Source organism: Paraburkholderia bannensis NBRC 103871 (assembly GCF_000685015.1).
Classification (GTDB): Bacteria; Pseudomonadota; Gammaproteobacteria; order Burkholderiales; family Burkholderiaceae; genus Paraburkholderia; species Paraburkholderia bannensis.
Genome location: NZ_BAYA01000001.1, coordinates 312,191 through 332,280 on the forward strand (window position 1 = coordinate 312,191; position 20,090 = coordinate 332,280).

Below are 20,090 nucleotides of genomic sequence, written 5' to 3' on the forward strand. Positions count from 1 at the left end.
AAATTAGAGACGGGATTATACCCGTCGCGCGGCGCTTCGGCCGCCCCAGGGCATGGGGGGCAAAGGTTCGGGCTATTCAGGCTGCATCGCGCTGTTTGCGCACCCTATCCAGCGCGCATTGCACGTCACACTGCGTTACACAGACAAAGCGTGGACAACGCGTGCGCACGTGGCGCTTTGCCTTATGATGTCGGCGCGCTGGCGCCCTCGCCGGCCTGATGCGGCCCGTCGATGCGGGCCGCCAGAACAAACGCGGCGCGACCACTACACGCACATACACGCACATGCCTGCTCGCACGCCGCCTGGAGAAATTGCTTGAAGCCCAGCACGAAGCCCGTCTTGCCGACCGACCCGCAATCCGACCTTGAATCGACCTGCGCCGCCCCTGCGTCGCCGGCCATTTCGCTGCGCCGCCGCCACTTTTCGCTCGCGGCCGCATCCAGCGTCCTCGCGGCCTGCACCACCACCGGTACGCAATCGCCCGAGAACAAGCCGCAAGTCGCCCCGCCGCCCATCGCACGCACGCAGCGCCCGATCCGTGTGGGCCTCGCCCTTGGCGGTGGCGCCGCGCGCGGTTTTGCGCACATCGGCGTGATCAAGGCGCTTGAGGCCCGCAACATCCAGGTCGACCTGGTCACGGGCACGAGCGCGGGTTCGGTGGTCGCGGCGCTATACGCCTCGGGCATGAACGGTTTCGCGCTCAACAAGCTCGCGCTGACGATGGATGAAGCGTCGATCAGCGACTGGGCCATGCCGTTCCGCACGCGCGGCATCCTGCAAGGCGTGGCGCTGCAGAACTTCCTCAACACCACCCTGCACGACCGCCCGATCGAGAAGATGAACAAGCCGCTCGGCGTCGTCTCCACCGACCTGCAAACCGGCCAGCCGATCCTGTTCCAGCGCGGCAATACCGGCATTGCGGTGCGCGCATCGTGCAGCATTCCGTCGATCTTCGAACCGGTGAAGATCGGTGGCCACGAATACGTCGATGGCGGCCTGGTGAGCCCAGTGCCGGCCTCGTTCGCAAAGAAAATGGGCGCCGATTTTGTGATCGCCGTGGACATCTCGTCGCGTCCGGAATCGGCGTCGACGCTCAGTCAGTTCGACGTCCTGATGCAGACCTTCACGATCATGGGCCAGTCGATCAAGACCTACGAGCTCGACAAATACGCCGACGTCGTCATCCGACCGAGCCTCAGTGCAATGTCGAGCAGCGACTTCACGCAGCGCAACGCCGCGATTCTCGCCGGTGAGGAAGCCGGCGCACGCGCGGCCGCCGAAATCGAGCGCAAGCTGGCTGCGGCACGCAGCGCGCAAGCCTGAACGGTTTCCGGGCGCCAGACGCAAAAAAGCCTGCTTCGATGAAGCAGGCTTTTTTTGACCCGACCCGATAAAACCGCGCTTAATTGCCGCCGGTCGTATCGAACTGCGCGCTCACGCGCTGCTTGAGGCTTTGCTGCTGGTCAGGCGTGAACGAGGTCTCGATACGGCGAGCGCCCGTGAAACGCTTTTCCCAGTAACCATCGTCCAGATCGTCGACGCGAATCGTGCTGCCGGTGGACGGCGAGTGCACAAACTTGTTGTCGCCGATATAGATGCCCACGTGCGAGAACGTGCGGCGCATCGTGTTGAAGAACACGAGGTCGCCCGGCTTCAGGTTGCTCATGCTCACCTTTTCGCCGACGCGGCTCATTTCCTCAGCACGGCGCGGCAGGTTCATGCCGAGCGTGTCCTGGAACACGTAACGCACGAAGCCGCTGCAATCGAGGCCCGAATCCGGCGTATTGCCGCCCCAGCGGTAACGCACGCCGATCATATTCAGGGCGCCAACGACCACGTCGCCAGCCTTGCCGGCCATGCCGGAAAGGAATGCGCGTGCGCCGCCTTCGGACGGAGCCGGTGCGGATTGCGTGCTCGAGGGCGTGGAAGGAGCGTTCTGAACGGCCGCCTGGGCCGAAGGAAGCGACTGCGAATTCGCCTGGCTGGAGGGGGCGAATGAGACATTCTGGTTAAAGCTGCTAGCTTCGTCGGCAAACGCGCCGTTAGCTGCGGCCATCAGTACGCCGATGAACATGCCGGCGACGACTCGCGTGCAAGCCTGGGTCAGGTATCGGTGCTGCATGGGTCGGTAGAAATTGCCCGTAAATCAGGGAGTTAGAAGAAAAGTTTGGACGATACTAGCCAGATAGTATTTGTGTGTCAAAACAAATAGAAAAATACAATCGCGACGCGCACCTCATTGGTGAATTTCACCAAAAATCTCCCTAAAGTTCTCAGGAGGTTCAGCGATCGAAGGCAGCTTTCAGCAACTTTCGCGTGTAAGCGTGGGTGGGGTCGTCAAAGATTTTTGTTACATCTCCGGCTTCGACGATCGCGCCGTTCTGCATCACCGCGACACGGTGCGCCATGGCCCCGATCACCGCCAGGTCGTGGCTGATGAACACGTAGCCCAGGTTGTATTTGCGTTGCAGCTCCGTCAACAATCGCAGCACCTGCTGCTGGATCGACACGTCGAGCGCACTGGTCGGTTCGTCGAGCACAATCACGCGCGGCTCCAGCACCAGCGTGCGCGCGATGGCGATGCGCTGGCGCTGGCCGCCCGAAAACTCGTGCGGATAACGTTGCAGCGCCGTGCGGTCGAGTCCCACTTCGCGCAGCACGCCGACGATGCGCTTGCGGCGCTCGTCGGCGGAGAGTTCGGGCCGGTGCAGCGCCAGCCCCTCCCCTACGATGCGCTCGACGGTCTGACGCGGTGAAAGCGAACTGAACGGATCCTGAAAGACCACCTGCAGATGCGCGCGCAGGCCGAGCCGCTCACGCCCCTGATAACTGGCGATCGGCCGCCCCTGGAACTCGACGCCGCCACCCGCGGTTCGTTGCAGACCCAACAAGGCCATCGCCAGCGTCGACTTGCCCGACCCCGATTCGCCGACGATGCCCAGCGTTTCGCCCTGACGCACCGACACGCTCGCGTCGTTGACCGCACGAAAGCGCCCACGGTGCCACCATCCCTTGAAGCCCGGCAGCTTCGTCGCAAAATCGACGCTCACGTCTTTCGCTTCGAGCAGCACCGGGGCGATCGGCAGCACGGGGAGGACGTTGCGCTCCGGACGACTGGCGATCAACCGCTGGGTGTACGGATGCTGCGGCGACTCGAAAATCTGCTCCACCGTGCCCGTTTCCACGAGCCTGCCCTTCTCCATCACCGCCACGCGCTGCGCGAAGCGGCGCACGAGGTTCAGGTCGTGCGTGATGAGGAGCACGGACATGCCGCGCCGCTGCGCCTCCTCGCGTTGCAGTTCGAGCAGCAGGTCGACGATCTGGCCGCGAATCGTCACGTCGAGCGCCGTGGTCGGCTCGTCCGCCAGCAGCAGGCGCGGACGGCACGCCAGCGCCATCGCGATCATCACGCGCTGGCGCTGCCCGCCCGACAGCTGATGCGGATAGCTGAACAGACGCCGGCGCGGCTCGGGAATGCCCGTGCGCTCCAGCAGCCCCACCGCGCGCTCGTACGCCTCCTTCTTCGGCACGCCGTCGTGCAGCACGATGGTTTCGGCGATCTGCTCGCCGATCGTGTAGAGCGGGTTCAGCGCCGTCATCGGCTCCTGGAAGATCATCGCGATCTCGTTGCCGCGCAGGCCGCGCATCGCGCGTTCGTTCTTCGCGAGCAGATCGTCGCCGTCCAGACGGATCGCGCCCTCGATCTGCGCATCGCGCAGCAGGCGCAGGATCGCCAGCGCCGTGACGGTCTTGCCGGAACCGGATTCGCCGACCAGCGCCACACGCTCGCCGCGACCGATGGCCAGCGCGATATCGTCCACCGCCAGCGTGTCGCCGAAGCGCACGCTCAAATGCTCGATCGACAGCAGCGGCGTTGCAATGGTCTCAGGCAGTGCGCTCATTGATTGCCTCCGGCCTTCATCGCGTCGGAGATGCGTGTGTCGAGCGCGTTGCGCAGCGCGTCGCCCATGAACGTCAGCAGCAGCAGCGTGACGACGAGCACGCCGAACGTCGACATCGAAATCCACCACGCGTCCAGATTGCCTTTGCCCTGTGCGAGCAGTTCGCCCAGACTAGGCGTGGGCGGCGGTACGCCCAGCCCGAGAAAATCGAGGCTCGTGAGCGCGAGAATCGACCCGCTCATGCGAAACGGCAGGAACGTGATCACCGGCGTGAGGCTATTGGGCAGCACGTGACGCCAGATGATCTGCCAGTTCGACAGACCCATTGCGCGCGCGGCGATCACATAGTCCTGGTTGCGGTTGCGCAGGAATTCGGCACGCACGTAGTCCGATAAACCGATCCAGCCGAACAGCGAGAGCAGCACGATCAGCAGAATGAAACCCGGCTCGAAGATCGACGCGAAGATGATGAGCAGATAGAGCTCAGGCAGCGCGCTCCATATCTCGATCAGGCGCTGGCCGACGATATCGATACGGCCGCCAAAATAGCCCTGAAACGCGCCCGCCAGCACGCCCAGGATCGTGCCGATGGCGGTCAGCACCAGCCCGAACTCCACCGAAACCTTGAAGCCATAGAGCAGGCGCGCGAACAGATCGCGCCCGCTCGCGTCGGTGCCGAGCCAGTTCTGGCGCGACGGCGGTGCGGGATTGGGCACCTTCGAGAAGTAGTTCAGCGTGTCGTAGTAGTACGGATTCGGCGGATAAACCGCGAAGTTGCCGGGCGCGTCGAAGCGATGGCGGATATACGGATCGAGATAATCGGCGGGCGTCGGGAAGTCACCGCCGAACGCCGTCTCCGGATAGTCCTTGAAAAGCGGGAAATACAGATGGCCGTCGTAGCGCACGACGATCGGCTTGTCGTTGCACCAGAGCGGGCCTGCCAGGCTCACCGCAAACGCGACGATGAAGATAATCAGGCTCCAGTAGCCAAGGCGCTGCTGCTTGAAACGCAGCCAGACGCGCCGCGCGGGCGTGGGCGACTTGAAGGCGCGCACGCTCTCGGTACGCAGTTCGGGTTCGGCGCCGGTGCGGACTCGGTTCAACTCAGCGCTCCAGTTGTTCGAATTGGATGCGGGGATCGACCCACACGTAGCAAAGATCCGAAATCAGCTTCGTCAACAAGCCGATCAGGGTGAAGAGATACAGCGTGCCAAGCACGACCGGATAGTCGCGCCGCACCACCGACTCGTACGACAGCAGCCCCAGGCCGTCGAGCGAAAACAGCGTCTCGATCAGCAGGCTGCCCGTGAAGAACGCGCCGATAAACGCCGCCGGAAAACCCACCACGAGCGGCAGTAACGCATTGCGGAACACGTGCTTCCAGAGCACGGTGCGCTCGGACAGCCCCTTCGCGCGCGCGGTCAGCACGTACTGGCGGCGGATCTCTTCGAGGAAAGCGTTCTTGGTGAGCATCGTCGTCACGGCGAAACTGCCGACCACCGACGCCGTCACGGGCAGCGCGATGTGCCAGAGGTAATCGACGATCTTGCCGCCGAGCGAAAGCGTGTCCCAGTCGTCGGAGGTGAGATTGCGCAGCGGGAACAGTTGCAGGAAGGTGCCGCCGCCGAACAGCACGAGCAGCAGCACGCCCAGCACGAAACCCGGAATCGCGTAGCCGAGCAGCACGATCAGGCTCGTGACGAGATCGAAACGCGAGCCGTTGCGCACCGCCTTGGCGATGCCCAACGGCACCGATATCAGGTAGGTCAGAAAGAACGTCCACAGTCCGATGCTGATGGACACCGGCAGCTTCGACACCACGAGCGACCACACGCTCTGGTGATGGAAATAGCTCTGCCCGAGATCGAAGCGCGCGAAGCGGCTGAGCATCAGGAAATAGCGTTGCAGCGGCGGCTTGTCGAAGCCATAGAGCTGCTTGAGTTGCGCGATCTGCTGCGCGTCCACGCCCGAATGCGCGCGCATGCCGAACGGCATGCCCTGCTCCGCGCCGCGCCGCAGGTCGCGCACGGCCTGCTCGACGGGGCCGCCCGGCACGAACTGGATCACGGCGAAGGTCAGCGTAAGTACGCCGAGCAGCGTCGGGATCATCAGCAGCAGGCGTTTGACGATGTAGCTCCACATGATTCTGTGCTCGCTTCGAAGATGATCAGTGCTGCGGCTGTTGCGCTGGCGAGGGTTGCTGTGGCGGCTGTGATTTAAGCCACCACGTCGAGATGATCCAGTCGATCGCGCCATAGTACAGCGGCAGCGTCGTGGGATACGCGAGCGTGTTTTTATAGGCCACGCGATGCGTCGCGCTGTACCACTGCGGCACCACATAGTAGCCGTGCATCAGCACCCGGTCGAGCGCGTGCGTGGCGTCGAGCAGCTGCTCGCGTGTCTGCGCCTGCATCAGCGCCTTGATGATCGCATCCACCGCGGGCGACTTCAGGCCGATCAGGTTGCCCGAGCCCGACTCGCCTGCGGCCTTGCTGCCGAAACGGTCGAGTTCCTCCGTGCCGGGCACCTGCACGTCGGGAAACTTGATCGTCGTGAGGTCGAAGTCGAAGTCGTCCAGACGCTTCTGGTACAGCGCGAAATCCACCGAGCGATAGTTCACGCCGATCCCCAGACGCGCGAGCGCCTTGGTGTATTGCGCCATGATCGGCGCCCATTGCGCGGACGCCGCCGTATCGTCGAGCACTTCGATCACGAAGGGGTCGCCCTTGGCATTGCGCAGCGCGCCGTCGCGATAAGTCCAGCCCGCGTCGGCGAGCAAGGCGCGCGCCTTCAGCAGGTTTGCGCGCAGCGATCCGGGCGGATCCGTATCCGGCTGCGCGGGCGGCGGCCCGAACACCGCTGGATCAAGTTGCTTGCGCAACGGTTCGAGCAAGGCCATTTCGCCAGCCGACGGCGGCCCCTTGGCCTGCAGATCGGTATTCACGAACCAGCTGTCGATGCGCCGATACTGGCTATAGAACAGCATGCGGTTGAGCCACTGGAAATCGAGCGCGAGATCGAGCGCCTGCCGCACGCGCACGTCCTGGAACAGCGGCTTGCGCACGTTGATGACATAGCCCTGCATGCCGGTGCCGTTGTGCTGCGGGAATTCGTGCTTGATGAGTTCGCCGCTGTCGAACTTCTTGCCGATGTCGCGACGCACCCAGTTGCGCGCCACGTACTCGACCAGCGCATCGTATTCGCCGGCCTTGAACGCTTCGAGCCGCGCGACGTCATCCGAATAGAGCTTGTAGACGATGCGATCGAAGTTGTTCTGGCCCACGCGCACCGGCAGATCCTTGCCCCAGTAGTGCTCGTCGCGCTTGTAGGTGATAGTGCGGCCATTCGAGTAGCGCTCGATCACATACGGGCCGCTGCCGATCGGCTGCTCGAAGGCAAGCTGGTCGAACGCGATGCGGGTGCCATCGGCACGCAAGCCCCACTTGTGCGAGAACACCGGCATGCCGCCCGCGATCAGCGGCAGTTCGCGATTGTTGTTGCGAAACTCGAAACGGATGGTGGCCGGATCGACCACCACGGCGCGCACGACATCGCTGTAATAAGCCTGCATCGACGGCGCCGCCTTGCGGCTCTTGAGCGTGTCGAGCGAGAACTTCACGTCGTCGGCGGTCACCGGGTCGCCGTTGGAGAAACGCGCGTGCGGGTTCAGATGAAACGTCACGGACAGACGGTCGGGCGCGACGTTGATATCGTCGGCGAGCAGGCCGTAGGCCGACGCCACCTCGTCCATGCTGCCCGTCGTCAGGCTCTCGAACAGCATGCCGATGCCCGGCGCGACGTTGCCGCGCAGCGTGAACGGATTGAACTTGTCGAAGCTCGTCGAGCGATCCGGATTGCCGAGCACCAGCGTGCCGCCGTGGGGCGCGTCGGGGTTCACGTAATCGAAGTGCTTGAAATCCGCGGGGTATTTCGGCTCGCCGTACTGCGCGATCGCGTAGACCGCGTGCGCGGCCGGCATCGTGATCCACGTCAGCGCAAAGGCGGTGGTGACGGCCGCAAAGGCTCGCTCGATACGACGCGCGCGTCCTGCGCGCTGCCATGCTGTGCTGCCTCGCGTTCGTGTCGTCATAGATCGGGGGTGTCCGGGGGCCAGGTCTGGTGTGAGAGAATTCTACCCAAACCACGCGACGGCGCATTGTCGGGGCGCGGACAGATGGCACTGAGTTCGTTCGGGAGAAATCATGGGTTTTCTCGCTGGCAAACGTATTCTCGTCACCGGCCTGCTGTCGAACCGGTCGATCGCCTATGGCATCGCGCAGGCCTGCAGGCGCGAAGGCGCGGAACTCGCCTTCACTTATGTCGGCGAGCGCTTCAAGGAGCGCATCACCGAATTCGCCCAGGAGTTCGGCAGCGACCGGGTATTTCCCTGCGACGTCGCTGACGATGCGCAGATCGACGCCCTCTTCGCCGATCTCAGGCAGCACTGGGACACGCTCGACGGCCTTGTGCACTCGATCGGCTTCGCGCCGCGCGAAGCTATCGCCGGAGATTTTCTCGACGGCATGACGCGCGAGAATTTCCGCATCGCTCACGACATTTCGGCTTATAGCTTTGCCGCGCTTGCCAAGGCCGCGCGGCCGATGCTCGCCGATAACGCCGCGCTGCTCACCCTCACCTACCTGGGCGCAGAGCGCGCGATGCCAAACTACAACACGATGGGGCTCGCCAAGGCCTCGCTCGAAGCAAGCGTGCGCTATCTCGCGGTGTCGCTCGGCGCGAAGGGCGTGCGCGTGAACGGCATTTCGGCGGGGCCGATCAAGACGCTCGCGGCGAGCGGCATCAAGAGTTTCGGCAAGATCCTCGATTTCGTCGAACACAATGCGCCGTTGCAGCGCAATGTCACGATCGAACAAGTCGGCAATACGGCGGCGTTTCTGCTCTCGGATCTCGCAGGCGGCGTGACCGCCGAGATCGTGCACGTCGATGCGGGCTTTAATGCCGTCGTGGGCGGCATGGCGCATTCAGGCGAGTAATGCCTGCCCAATACTGCCCGCCCAATCGCTTCGTTGCGCGCGCAACGGACGAAGCAACAAAAAAGCCGCCCAAAGGCGGCTTTTTTATTTCCTGCGCTACGCGTGGCCTGTGAAAACAGGCCTGCGCGGAGCGGGATGAAATCGGCTTAGTGCCAGTGTCCCGGCGGCGGGCCACCGTGATCCCAGCCATGACCGCGGCCCGGGCCGTAGCCATAACCGCCGCCGTGATGGCGATACCAGTCATCGCGGCCCCAGTAGCGACGGCCATCCCAGTAACGGTCGCCGTGCCAGCCAATCACGATCGCAGGCGCTGCATACACCGGCGCGGGCTGATAGACGACGGGCGGCGGAGGCGGCGGAGCATAGACCGGCTGCGGAGCGACATAAACCGGGGCCGGAATACCGATGTTGACACCGACGCTCACGCCAGCGAAGGCCGCGCTCGACGCACCGATAGCCAAGCCCCCGAGCAGCATTGCAACAACACGAGCGAACTTCATGGACTCACCTTTTGGGGTTGATGTTTTGTTGAAGCCAATATAGCGCAGGCTCCCCAGCCCGCGTATTTCAACTTTGTAAGAACTGATGCACAAACGCACGCCACACGTTGCTGCGTAACGTCCCGTTACATCGAGTGGGCCGTCGCGGCGCAGAGCCCGATGGAAGGCAGTCAATAGCGATTGTTCCAGCGTGCTTGCCGCATCGAGGGCAACGTTTGCGCGCTGCGCAAAAACGCTGTCCTTGTTACGGCGACCGGGAGGATATCACCGCTTTGCCTCGAACGTGAGCGCGTCCGCAGGCCGCATTTTCAAATGCGAATCGGCACTCGACATGCAACCCTACGACAGCATTCGATATGCCTGCCGTATCGCTTACAGCGCTCCTTCCGATAAGTTGCGCCGGTAGTTCGAGTCGATAGTTCACGCCGATTATTTAATTCGCATTCCCGATTAATTTATCGAGTCAGCGATAGTCGGTCAAAACAGTGACGAGCACGGGTTGCGCATTGTTCACGTGCGCGGTCGGCGCGAGTGTGAGAACACCGCCTGACGCGCCAACGCAATACGCCCCGCTTGCGCCACGTTGCAGACGATGGCCAGCGCCATCGGTGAAGGTGGCGGCAAGACGCGCCGGTTGAAGATTCGCACGCGCCCCCTTCGCGTCGAGCGTCGATACATCGGCGAACAACATCGAACTGGAAGCATTGGTGAAGCTGACAGTCGTGTTGCCGGTTGCGGAATCGAGTTGATTGCTCACGCCCAGCCCTTCCACTTGCGCCGCACGCTTCTGCGTGATGCTGAAAGTCGGCGCGACGATCTCGCCAACAATATGAATCGTCCCGCCCTCCGCTCTTGCCAATTGGGACGTCCATAGCGCCGCGATCGCTGCGACCGCCACCAACGCGTTGTGCGACGCTGTCAGACTGCCATGTCGTGCGTTCATCGTGCTCTCCGGTCAAGAGTTGACTACCTCAACGCTGATGACGGCATCTCAGGACAAATCTTGATCGTCGTCAAGAACGGCGCAACCTACGCGCAAATCCTGTCAGAACATCTTGAAATTACGGGGGAAACTGAAAAATGTCGCAGTCCTACCGGAATGCGTCGGCACCTACGCCAGTTAAAGCAGCGCGTACCGAGTGAAGAGCCGCTGATCGAAAAATCATGCGGAAAAAGAAAAACCCCGCAAGCCGTGACTTGCGGGGTTTCCACCGCCATTTTACTGGCGGAGACGGAGGGATTCGAACCCTCGATCCAGGTTTTGGCCCAGATGCTCCCTTAGCAGGGGAGTGCCTTCGACCTCTCGGCCACGTCTCCCGAAAACCTCGTTGGCGCCAGGGAGGCAGCGCAACGAAGCCAAGATAATAGCGGGTTAAATCCGATCGGTCAATTCATTAGGCGCTTTTTTTGCTAACTTTTTTCAGCAAATTTGCGTGGAGGTGAAAACGCGGTTCAAACCTGCGATCTAACACGTCACCAGCACGTCACCAGCACGTCACGCGCACCATCCAGAACAACCCATCGGCGTCACACCGCCGTCACATCATCAGGCTTGTTCGAACATCATCAGGCTTGTTCGAGTTCGAACGCCTTATGCAGCGCGCGCACGGCGAGCTCCATGTACTTCTCGTCGATCAGCACCGAGATCTTGATTTCCGACGTCGAGATCATCTGGATGTTGATGCCCTCTTCCGACAGCGTGCGGAACATCTTGCTCGCGACGCCCACGTGCGAGCGCATGCCCACGCCGACCACCGAAACCTTCGACACCTTCGCGTCGCCGAGCACCTGCTCCGCGCTGACGTGACCCTGCACGGTGTTCTTGAGGACGTCGACAGCGCGCTGGTAATCGCCGCGCGGCACCGTGAACGTGAAGTCGGTCTTGCCGTCCACGCTCTGGTTCTGGATGATCATGTCGACGTCGATGTTCGCATCTGCCACCGGGCCGAGGATCTGATACGCGATGCCGGGCTTGTCGGGGACACCGGCCACGATGATGCGGGCCTCGTCGCGCTGGAACGCGATACCCGAGATGACTGCTTTTTCCATGGTCTCGTCTTCTTCAAAAGTGATCAGGGTGCCCGACTTCATTTCCGCGTCGAGGTCCATCATCGGGTCGGTCAGGCTGGAGAGCACGCGCGTCTTCACCTGATACTTGCCCGCGAATTCGACCGAGCGGATCTGCAGCACTTTCGAGCCGAGGCTGGCCATTTCCAGCATCTCTTCGAAGGTGATGCGGTCGAGGCGCCGTGCGTCGTCCACCACGCGCGGGTCGGTCGTGTACACGCCGTCCACGTCGGTGTAGATGAGGCATTCGTCGGCCTTGAGCGCGGCTGCGACTGCAACCGCCGAGGTGTCCGAGCCGCCGCGGCCGAGCGTGGTGATGTGGCCTTCAGGGTCGATGCCCTGGAAGCCCGTGATCACGACCACCTTGCCGGCGTCGAGATCGGCCAGCACGCGTTCGCCGTCGATGTCGTTGATGCGCGCCTTCGTGAAGGCGCTATCCGTTTTGACGGGCACTTGCCAGCCGGTGTAGCTGATGGCGTCCACGCCCGCATCCTGCAGCGCGATCGAGAGCAGACCGACGCTCACCTGTTCGCCGGTCGACGCAATCATGTCGAGCTCGCGCGGGTTCGGCTGCGGCGAAATCTCTTTCGCGAGACCGAGCAGGCGATTGGTTTCGCCGGACATCGCCGAGGGCACGACGACCATCTTGTGGCCGGCCTTGTGCCATTTGGCAACGCGCTTGGCAACGTTCTTGATGCGCTCGACCGAGCCCATCGAGGTGCCGCCGTATTTGTGTACGATGAGTGCCATTGTCGTTCTGAACTGGAGATGTTACCGCGCTGGCGCACCGAAGACGGCGCTGCCTGGGAGGACGGTGAGGCCGGCTGCGTACACGGGTTGCATACAAGGACGACCAGGAAACCGCACCGCGGCAGCGGCTTGGCGCGTGCAGCACACGCGGAATTTGCCCCGGAACCGCGAAGCCATGGTGGTTCACGCGCTCCGCCCGCACACCGCTACGACGTCCTTGCAACCGTCGGATACCGCTCGAAGGAAAAATCGCGCCTTCAGGGAGTGCGCCGCTTTTGACGGCGTCCGTGAACGCGAAAAAGCGGGCTGGACAAACAACTTACCCTACCCGATCAAGGTCGAAATTACAAGGCCAAAATGGCCGACGGGCAGCCAAAAAGGCTTGTGTGGCAAGGATTTGCGGCTTTCGCGTCACGGTGTCGAGCTAAAAACGATATGCACCGATGGCGCGTTTTCAGCCGTGCGGAAAAAATGACCTGCCTTGCCGGGTCAGGCGATCTGGAGATCTTCGCGCCATTCGATGCGCCGCCATGGATCGGCAGAAGCACTACCCAAAGCACTAAGCTGCTCGCCCAGCGCCGAGCGGTTGACGCCGATGCGGGGCACGAACAGCAGCGTCTCGCCGCTATAGAGCAGCGGCACGTCGCGCTCCCATGCAGGCACGCCACGCGACTGAAACAGGTTCTTGAGCGTGCGGCTCAGATTGGCGGCTTCGTCGCGCAGACGCTCGCCGCCTTCGCGTTCGCGCGCAACGAGCGGCGCGCGACGCAGCACGGTTTCAGGCATGGCGTCGGGATCGCTTGAGTCCGCGGGCGCGAAAACGTAGGTGCCGCGCCAGTGCGGCAGGCGCCAGACTTCCTCGCCGCGCCAGTTCAATTGCACGGGTTCGCGTCGCGGGCCGTCGCCTTGTATCTGCATAGTCGTTGCCGAAGCCGCTGCGTCCCAGAACACTTCGCCGCGATAACAACGCAGCGTGCGTCCCGCGTGATCCACGCGCAGCGCGTGACTCTCGCCGTCGCGCGCGATCTCGCGCAACTGCCGCAGCGCATCGGCGAGCCGCGCCGTCGACGCCGCCACCATGCCCAGCGAGCGCATCCAGTAACGCAACAGATTGAGCGCGCGCGCATCGTCGAGCGCGAGGAGTGCCGCATGCGAAAGCGCCTCGGGCGTCGTGGCGCCCGCCGCCAGCAGATCGCCCCGCGCCAGCTCGTCGAGCAAGCCTTGCGCCGATGCGGCGTGCGCCGCCGTGCGCGAGAGCGCCTCGCGAAAGCCCGGAAAATGCGCAGACAGCGCAGGCATCACATCATGGCGCAGCGCGTTGCGCGCGTAACGCGTATCGGCGTTCGATTCGTCCTCGATCCAGCGCAGGTCGAACGCGTGCGCATAGCGCTCCAGTTGCGCGCGCAACAAACCGAGCAAAGGCCGCACGCGCGTCACGCCGCCCGCCACCTCGCGCGCGGGCGCCATCGCCGCGAGTCCTGCGAGACCCGCACCGCGCAGCAATTGCAGCAAGACGGTTTCGGCCTGGTCGTCGGCGTGCTGGGCGAGCCATAGCGACTGCACGCCGTGCGCGGCGCACATCGCTTCGAGCGCACGATAGCGTGCGTCGCGCGCCGCGGCTTCCACGCCCGCTGCGTCGTCGGGCGCGACATCCACGCGACGCGCCTCGAAACGCACTCCGTAGGCGCGCGCGGTCGCTTCGCAGTGCGCGAGCCACGTATCGGCATTCGGGCTCAGGCCGTGATGGACATGGAACGCGAAGAGCCGCCGCGCGCCCGCCGCCCGCACGGCCGCATCGAGCAGCACCGACGAATCGAGGCCGCCGCTATATGCGATCGCAATGGGCGTGTCGTCAGGCAGCGCAGAAAGCACAACGCCGAGCGCATCGCGAAGGATGCGCCCGGCGTCGGATCCGGAACCGGAATGGTCAGTCACGGCACGAAGGCGCTTACGCGCCCGGCGTCGTTTCCTTGAACTTGCCGTAGGCCATCAGGCGCTCGAAACGGCGCTCCTTGAGCTCGGCGATGCTCATGCCCTGGAACTGGCGCAGCGAGTCGGACAGCGCACGGCGCAGCAGCGCGGCCATGCCCTTCGGATCGCGGTGCGCGCCGCCCAGCGGCTCGTTGACGATCTTGTCGATCAGGTTCAGCGCCTTGAGGCGGTGTGCCGTGAGGCCCAGCGCTTCGGCGGCGTCCGGCGCCTTCGCGGCACTCTTCCACAGGATCGACGCGCAGCCTTCCGGCGAGATCACCGAGTACGTCGAGAACTGCAGCATCATGACCGTGTCGGCTACGGCGATCGCGAGCGCGCCGCCCGAGCCGCCTTCGCCGATGATCGTCGTGATGATCGGCGTCTTGAGCTCGGCCATTACGTAGAGATTGTGGCCGATCGCTTCCGACTGGCCGCGCTCTTCCGCGCCGATGCCCGGGTACGCGCCCGGCGTGTCGACGAAGGTGAAGATCGGCAGACCGAACTTCTCGGCCAGACGCATCAGGCGCTCGGCCTTGCGATAGCCTTCCGGACGCGGCATGCCGAAGTTGCGCGCAGCGCGCTCCTTCGTGTCGCGGCCCTTCTGGTGGCCGATGATCATGCAGGCCTGGCCGTTGAAACGCGCGAGACCGCCCACGACGGACAGGTCGTCCGCGAACGAGCGGTCGCCGTGCAGTTCGTGGAAATCGGTGAACAGCTCGTGCACGTAGTCGAGCGTGTACGGGCGTTGCGGATGGCGTGCGATCTGCGAAACCTGCCACGGGCTCAGGTTCGCGTAGAGGTCCTTCGTGAGCTGCTGGCTCTTCTTCGACAGGCGATCGATCTCTTCCGAAATATCGACGGCCGAGTCGTCCTGAACGAAGCGCAGTTCTTCGATCTTCGCTTCGAGTTCAGCGATCGGCTGTTCGAAATCCAGAAACGTGGTTTTCATGTGTTGGAATCCTTGCACTTTGCGGCAGCGCGTATTCTAACCGCGCCAGCCGACGTCGAAATCGGAGCGGATCTATCGCTTTCAGATAACGATAGGAAAATTCTGGTGAATTCTGATGAAACGGAAAGCCGTTTAAGAGGGGCCGGATCGGTCGCGCCTGCGCCATGGCGCGACCGCGGATCGCTACCCCGCTCTTACGCGTGTTCGAGGCTGCGCCACATATACCACGTTGCGACGGTTCGCCACGGCTCCCAGTTGGCCGCCACTTCGCGCGCTTCGCTGCGCGTGACGGGCTCGCCGCTGAAGTAGTTGACGCTGATTGCCTGAATGAGACCCAGGTCGTCGAGCGGCAGCACGTTCGGGCGCGCGAGATTGAAGATCAGGAACATCTCGGCAGTCCAGCGGCCGATGCCGCGGATCGCCGTGAGTTCGGCGATCACGTCCTCGTCGTCCATCGTGGTCCACTTGCCCACGTGAAGCGCGCCCGACACGAAGTGCTGCGCGAGATCGAGGATGTATTCCGTCTTGCGCCTGGACAGCCCGCATGCGGCGAGCTTCTCGTGCCCGAGCTTGAGGAACTGCTGCGGCACGAGCTTCGGACACGCGGCTTCGACGCGCTTCCACAGCGCCTGCGCCGCCGCCGTCGAAATCTGCTGGCCGACGACGGAACGCGCGAGCGTGACGAACGGATCGTCGCTGCTCATGAGATGCACGGGGCCGAACTTCGGAATCAGCTTCTTGAGGATGCGGTCGCGCTTGACGAGATCCGCGCAAGCCTTGTCCCAGTAATCGGGGCGCACGACTTCATGTCCCGCGTCGCTCAACGGCACAGCAGCCGCCTGCGCAGCATCGCCCGAAGCTGCGCTTTCAGGTTGTGCAGCGGGCATGATGCCGTCGATGGCGGCGCCATTGACCTTGGTGCGCGACGGCTTCGCCGCGCCATTGAGCGCGTGCGCGTCGGCGTCCGCCGACGGCTGCGCTTTCGCGCCGCGTGCGGAACCCGGCTTTGCCGTGCCCTTCTTTGCGCCCGCCGCTTTCGCAGCTTCGGCTTCTTGTTGCGCCGTGAGCGCGCCACCGCGCGCAGCACGTCGTGCGGACGGGCTCGTTTCGTCGCCCGCCGCGCCCGTTAGCGACACAGACCGCCTGGCCTGCGTCTTCGTGGCCGTTGCCATCCTGCCTCCTGCCTCGCGAATCGATCAGTGGAAACTGGACAGCCCGCTTAGACGCGGCGCCACTCGGTCAACCCGCCCGGTTTGTCTTCGAGCGCGACACCGGCATCGAGCAGTTCGGCGCGGATCCGGTCCGCGTCCGCATACTGCTTCGCCTGCTTCGCGGCCGTGCGTGCAGCGATCTTCGCTTCGATCGCGGCGACGTCGAGCGCACCTGCCGCATCGAGCGCGCCTGCACCTTGTTGCAGGAACTCGCGCGGCTCGCGCACCAGCACGCCGAGCACGCGCGCGAGGCGCTGCAACTGGCGCGCCAGCACGGCGTCGCCCGTGCGGTTCACTTCACTTGCCAGCTCGAACAGCACCGAGATGGCGACAGGCGTGTTGAAGTCGTCGTTCATCGCCGCGCTGAAACGCTGTGCGTGCGCTTCGTTCCAGTCGAGTTCGCCCGCGTCCGGCGTCACATCCTTGAGCGCCGTGTAAAGCCGCGTGAGCGCGCTGCGCGCGTCGTCGAGATGCACGTCGCTGTAATTCAGCGGCGAGCGGTAATGCGCGCGCGCCATGAAAAACCGCACGACTTCGGCGTCGTACTTCGCCAGCACTTCGCGGATCGTAAAGAAGTTGCCGAGCGACTTCGACATCTTCTCGTTGTCGATATTGACGAACCCGTTGTGCATCCAGTAATTGACGAACTTCTCGCCGGTCGCGCCTTCGCTCTGCGCGATTTCGTTCTCATGGTGCGGGAACTGCAGATCCTGGCCGCCGCCATGAATATCGAAATGATCGCCAAGCAGCGTGCAGCCCATCGCCGAACATTCGATATGCCAGCCCGGACGACCGCGACCGTACTTCGAGTCCCAGCTGGTATCGGCCGGCTCTTCCGGTTTTGCCTGTTTCCACAGCACGAAGTCAAGCGGATCCTGCTTGGCATCGTTGGCGGCCACACGTTCGCCCGAACGCAGATCTTCGAGCGACTTGCCCGAGAGCGCGCCGTAATGCGCGAACTTGCGCACCGCGTAATTCACGTCACCGTCCGTGCCCTGGTACGCGTAGCCGTTCTTTTCCAGCATGCCGATCATGTCGAGCATCTGCGGAATGTACTGGGTCGCGCGCGGCTCATGATCGGGACGCTCGACGCCGAGCGCATCTGCATCTTCATGAAGCGCCGCGATGTAGCGGTCGGTGAGCGCCTTGATGGTTTCGCCGTTCTCCACCGCACGACGAATGATCTTGTCGTCGATGTCGGTGATGTTGCGCACATAGGTCACCTTGTAACCGAGCGTGCGCAGCCACCGCTGCACGACATCGAACACCACCATCACACGCGCATGGCCAACGTGACAATAGTCGTACACCGTCATGCCGCAGACGTACATGCGTACGACGCCGGGCTCGAGGGGCACGAAATTTTGCTTGTCACGCGCGAGCGTGTTGTAGATGCGCAGTGATTCCATAAAGACGGTGGATACGTGGGTCGAAAGAAATCCGCAGCAGCGCCGACAGCAGCCCGTGGGTGCAAGGCACCGCATTGCTCGAGGCTGCGACAGTCGCGCTCATTCAGTCATCAGGGCGGAGACGACCACGAGTGGCGAAAGAAAGCCGGGCATTTCGCGGGAGCCGACCGTCCGGAATCGGTACTGCAACGAACCGGAACAGGCGCTCAACCTGCGCGCAGCCAAAGCGCGCGACGAAACGCACAGACCTTTTGTTAGAATGGCTCGGAGTATAACACCGCGACCTCACCCTATGAAATCTTCCAGCGGCCGCGCGCCTCGCGCTGCGACCTTTGCCATGGCGGCTCTCGCGAGCGTTGCGATCGTTCTCTGCGGCGCTCGCGCAGCGCATGCGGCGCCTCCTGCGACGGCCGACGGCACGCCCGGCGCCGACTCCGCAATTGCCCAGCACAACTGGGCCGCGGCGCTCACGGAACTCGACGCGCGTATCAAGACGAACCCGCGCGACGTGCAGGCGAAATTCAAGCGCGCGACCATCCTCGCGCGCCTCGGTCGCGACGACGACGCGATCGAAGCGTTCACCGAACTCACGCAGACCTACCCCGAGTTGCCAGAGCCGTACAACAACCTCGCGGCGCTCTACGCGAAGCACGGTCGTTACGACGACGCACGCATCGCGCTGGAGACGGCGACCAAGGCCAATCCGTCGTACACGCTCGCGTGGGAAAACCTCGGCGACCTGTATCTGCGTCTGGCCTCGGCTTCGTACCGCCGCGCGAGCACGCTCGGCCACACGAGCGGCGCGACCCAGCAGCGCCTCGCCGACATCGACAAGATCGTCAATCCGCCGGCCGCGGCGAAGACCGCACGCGCCGCCGCCGCGACGGCCGCCAGCGCGACGCGCGTGGGCCCGATGCTCGACAATCCGGTGTATCAGTTCGGCGGCCCGACCGGGTCGCTCGCGATGCCGCCCTTCATGGCGCCGTCGAATTAAGTCGTCGATTCAAGTCGTCGAAGCCGGCCGCCGCGCCGTCGTCATAAAAACAACCGGCGCGCTTCGACACGTTTTTCCCGCACTTCCGAGGATACAAATGAAATGGTTGATGTTGGCGCTCGGCAGCGCCGCCCTGATCGCGAACGCACCCGCTTTCGCGCAGTCGGCCCCGCAGGCCCAGACCGCGCATCCCCAGGTGCTGCTCAAGACCAGTGAAGGCGACATTCGCGTCGAGCTCTACCCCGAGAAAGCGCCGAAGACCGTCGACAATTTCCTCCAGTACGTGAAGTCCGGCCAGTACAACGGCACGATCTTCCATCGCGTGATTCGAGGCTTCATGATCCAGGGCGGCGGCTACACGCCGAGCTTCGTCGAGAAGCCCACGCGCGCGCCGATCCCGCTCGAAAGCAAGAACGGCCTGAAGAACACGACCGGCGCGCTTGCGATGGCGCGCACGAGCGACCCGAATTCGGCGACGGCTCAGTTCTTCATCAACACGGTGGATAACGCCAACCTCGACTATCCGAATCCGGACGGCAACGGTTACGCGGTGTTCGGCAAGGTCACCCAGGGCATGGACGTCGTGAAGAAGATCGAAGCGGCGCCCACCACTTCGCGCGGCCCGATGTCCGATGTGCCGCAAAAGGAAATCGTGATCCAGTCGGCCACGGTGGTCGGCAAGTAATCACCGGCTCGAAGCCACCCGCTTCGAGCACTCACCTCATTCTCCGCGCGGCGCGGCACCGGTACACGCGAAGGCACACGTCCCGCCTCGTACCGGCACTGCGCCGCCTCAATCCCCCCAGCCACAGGCAAAGGATTCCATCATGGTCGAACTGCATACGAACCACGGCGTCATCAAGCTCGAACTCGACGCCGAAAAGGCACCGAAGACGGTCGCCAACTTCCTCGAGTACGTCAAGAGCGGCCACTACGACGGCACGGTGTTTCACCGCGTCATCGACGGTTTCATGATCCAGGGCGGCGGCTTCGAAGCCGGCATGAAGCAAAAGCCCACGCAGGCTCCGATCGAAAACGAAGCCAACAACGGCCTGAAGAACGTGCGCGGCTCGATCGCCATGGCACGCACGAACGATCCGCACTCGGCATCGGCTCAGTTCTTCATCAACGTCGCCGATAACGACTTCCTGAACCACTCGTCGCCGACGCCGCAAGGCTGGGGCTACGCGGTGTTCGGCAAGGTCGTCGACGGCCTCGACGTGGTCGAGAAGATCAAGTCGGTCAAGACGGGCTCGAAGGGCTTCCACCAGGACGTGCCGGTCGACGACGTCGTGATCGAAAAGGCTGTCGTCGTCGAATAAGTTCGACGCACGCTTGAATT

The 20,090-nt window shown here is 63.5% G+C and carries 18 protein-coding genes and 1 tRNA gene; 6 read left to right on the plus strand and 13 right to left on the minus strand.

All coding sequences use genetic code 11. The features are described 5' to 3' along the window. Positions 1 to 316 precede the first annotated feature (316 nt). A complete protein-coding gene (locus tag BBA01S_RS01410) occupies positions 317 to 1,324 on the plus strand; it encodes a patatin-like phospholipase family protein (RefSeq protein ID WP_084161693.1) in 1,008 nt (335 codons plus the stop codon). Positions 1,325 to 1,403: 79 nt separating this feature from the next. Here the strand turns inward: BBA01S_RS01410 and BBA01S_RS01415 are convergent, their stop codons facing one another. From BBA01S_RS01415 to BBA01S_RS39655, 5 genes are all read right to left on the minus strand, one after another. Further along, positions 1,404 to 2,123 carry a C40 family peptidase gene (locus tag BBA01S_RS01415; protein WP_027814866.1) on the minus strand — a complete coding sequence of 240 codons (720 nt, stop codon included), beginning with the start codon at positions 2,121 to 2,123 and terminating at the stop codon, positions 1,404 to 1,406. A 160-nt stretch (positions 2,124 to 2,283) separates the two neighbouring features. After that, entirely contained in the window at positions 2,284 to 3,903 is a 1,620-nt protein-coding gene (locus tag BBA01S_RS01420) for an ABC transporter ATP-binding protein (RefSeq protein WP_027814867.1), read from the minus strand. Continuing rightward, entirely contained in the window at positions 3,900 to 4,973 is a 1,074-nt protein-coding gene (locus tag BBA01S_RS01425; protein ID WP_407668283.1) for an ABC transporter permease, read from the minus strand. Before BBA01S_RS01425 ends, BBA01S_RS01420 begins: the two co-directional genes overlap by 4 nt. Before the next feature lie 34 nt (positions 4,974 to 5,007). Then, positions 5,008 to 6,045 (minus strand): microcin C ABC transporter permease YejB, encoded by a 1,038-nt coding sequence (locus BBA01S_RS01430; RefSeq protein ID WP_027814869.1) that lies wholly within the window; start codon positions 6,043 to 6,045, stop codon positions 5,008 to 5,010. Positions 6,046 to 6,070: 25 nt separating this feature from the next. Next, a complete protein-coding gene (locus BBA01S_RS39655) occupies positions 6,071 to 7,993 on the minus strand; it encodes an extracellular solute-binding protein (RefSeq protein WP_042295583.1) in 1,923 nt (640 codons plus the stop codon). 112 nt (positions 7,994 to 8,105) lie between these two features. Here BBA01S_RS39655 and fabI point away from each other — a divergent pair, with 112 nt between their 5' ends. Continuing rightward, positions 8,106 to 8,897 (plus strand): enoyl-ACP reductase FabI, encoded by a 792-nt coding sequence (gene fabI, locus BBA01S_RS01440; RefSeq protein WP_027814870.1) that lies wholly within the window; start codon positions 8,106 to 8,108, stop codon positions 8,895 to 8,897. Between the two features lie 146 nt (positions 8,898 to 9,043). Here the strand turns inward: fabI and BBA01S_RS01445 are convergent, their stop codons facing one another. The 4 genes from BBA01S_RS01445 to BBA01S_RS01460 form a co-directional block, all read right to left on the minus strand. After that, a complete protein-coding gene (locus BBA01S_RS01445) occupies positions 9,044 to 9,397 on the minus strand; it encodes a hypothetical protein (protein WP_027814871.1) in 354 nt (117 codons plus the stop codon). 463 nt (positions 9,398 to 9,860) lie between these two features. Beyond that, entirely contained in the window at positions 9,861 to 10,340 is a 480-nt protein-coding gene (locus BBA01S_RS01450) for a hypothetical protein (protein WP_027814872.1), read from the minus strand. 280 nt (positions 10,341 to 10,620) lie between these two features. Next, a tRNA-Ser gene (locus BBA01S_RS01455) sits at positions 10,621 to 10,714 on the minus strand. Between the two features lie 249 nt (positions 10,715 to 10,963). Further along, positions 10,964 to 12,214 (minus strand): aspartate kinase, encoded by a 1,251-nt coding sequence (locus tag BBA01S_RS01460; RefSeq protein ID WP_027814873.1) that lies wholly within the window; start codon positions 12,212 to 12,214, stop codon positions 10,964 to 10,966. Positions 12,215 to 12,389: 175 nt separating this feature from the next. On the opposite strand from BBA01S_RS01460, the gene BBA01S_RS46585 reads away from it, so the two are divergent. Then, positions 12,390 to 12,689, plus strand: a complete 300-nt coding sequence (locus BBA01S_RS46585; protein ID WP_156965812.1) for a hypothetical protein — start codon at positions 12,390 to 12,392, stop codon at positions 12,687 to 12,689. A 14-nt stretch (positions 12,690 to 12,703) separates the two neighbouring features. Here BBA01S_RS46585 and tilS read toward each other — a convergent pair whose 3' ends face one another. The 4 genes from tilS to cysS all read right to left on the minus strand — a co-directional run bounded on the left by tilS (position 12,704) and on the right by cysS (position 17,754). Continuing rightward, entirely contained in the window at positions 12,704 to 14,149 is a 1,446-nt protein-coding gene (tilS, locus tag BBA01S_RS01465; RefSeq protein WP_027814874.1) for a tRNA lysidine(34) synthetase TilS, read from the minus strand. A 13-nt stretch (positions 14,150 to 14,162) separates the two neighbouring features. Then, on the minus strand, positions 14,163 to 15,134 hold the full coding sequence (locus BBA01S_RS01470; protein ID WP_027814875.1) for an acetyl-CoA carboxylase carboxyltransferase subunit alpha: 972 nt from the start codon (positions 15,132 to 15,134) through the stop codon (positions 14,163 to 14,165). A gap of 194 nt (positions 15,135 to 15,328) precedes the next feature. Then, positions 15,329 to 16,306: a DNA-3-methyladenine glycosylase family protein gene (locus tag BBA01S_RS01475; protein WP_027814876.1), complete on the minus strand. Its 978-nt coding sequence runs from the start codon at positions 16,304 to 16,306 to the stop codon at positions 15,329 to 15,331. Between the two features lie 47 nt (positions 16,307 to 16,353). Then, positions 16,354 to 17,754 (minus strand): cysteine--tRNA ligase, encoded by a 1,401-nt coding sequence (gene cysS, locus BBA01S_RS01480; protein ID WP_027814877.1) that lies wholly within the window; start codon positions 17,752 to 17,754, stop codon positions 16,354 to 16,356. A gap of 292 nt (positions 17,755 to 18,046) precedes the next feature. Between cysS and BBA01S_RS01485 the strand changes: the two genes are divergently transcribed. The 3 genes from BBA01S_RS01485 to BBA01S_RS01495 all read left to right on the plus strand — a co-directional run bounded on the left by BBA01S_RS01485 (position 18,047) and on the right by BBA01S_RS01495 (position 20,070). After that, on the plus strand, positions 18,047 to 18,748 hold the full coding sequence (locus tag BBA01S_RS01485) for a tetratricopeptide repeat protein (protein ID WP_027814878.1): 702 nt from the start codon (positions 18,047 to 18,049) through the stop codon (positions 18,746 to 18,748). Positions 18,749 to 18,845: 97 nt separating this feature from the next. Then, positions 18,846 to 19,433 (plus strand): peptidylprolyl isomerase, encoded by a 588-nt coding sequence (locus tag BBA01S_RS01490; protein ID WP_027814879.1) that lies wholly within the window; start codon positions 18,846 to 18,848, stop codon positions 19,431 to 19,433. Positions 19,434 to 19,575: 142 nt separating this feature from the next. After that, positions 19,576 to 20,070, plus strand: a complete 495-nt coding sequence (locus BBA01S_RS01495; RefSeq protein WP_027814880.1) for a peptidylprolyl isomerase — start codon at positions 19,576 to 19,578, stop codon at positions 20,068 to 20,070. Positions 20,071 to 20,090: the final 20 nt, after the last annotated feature.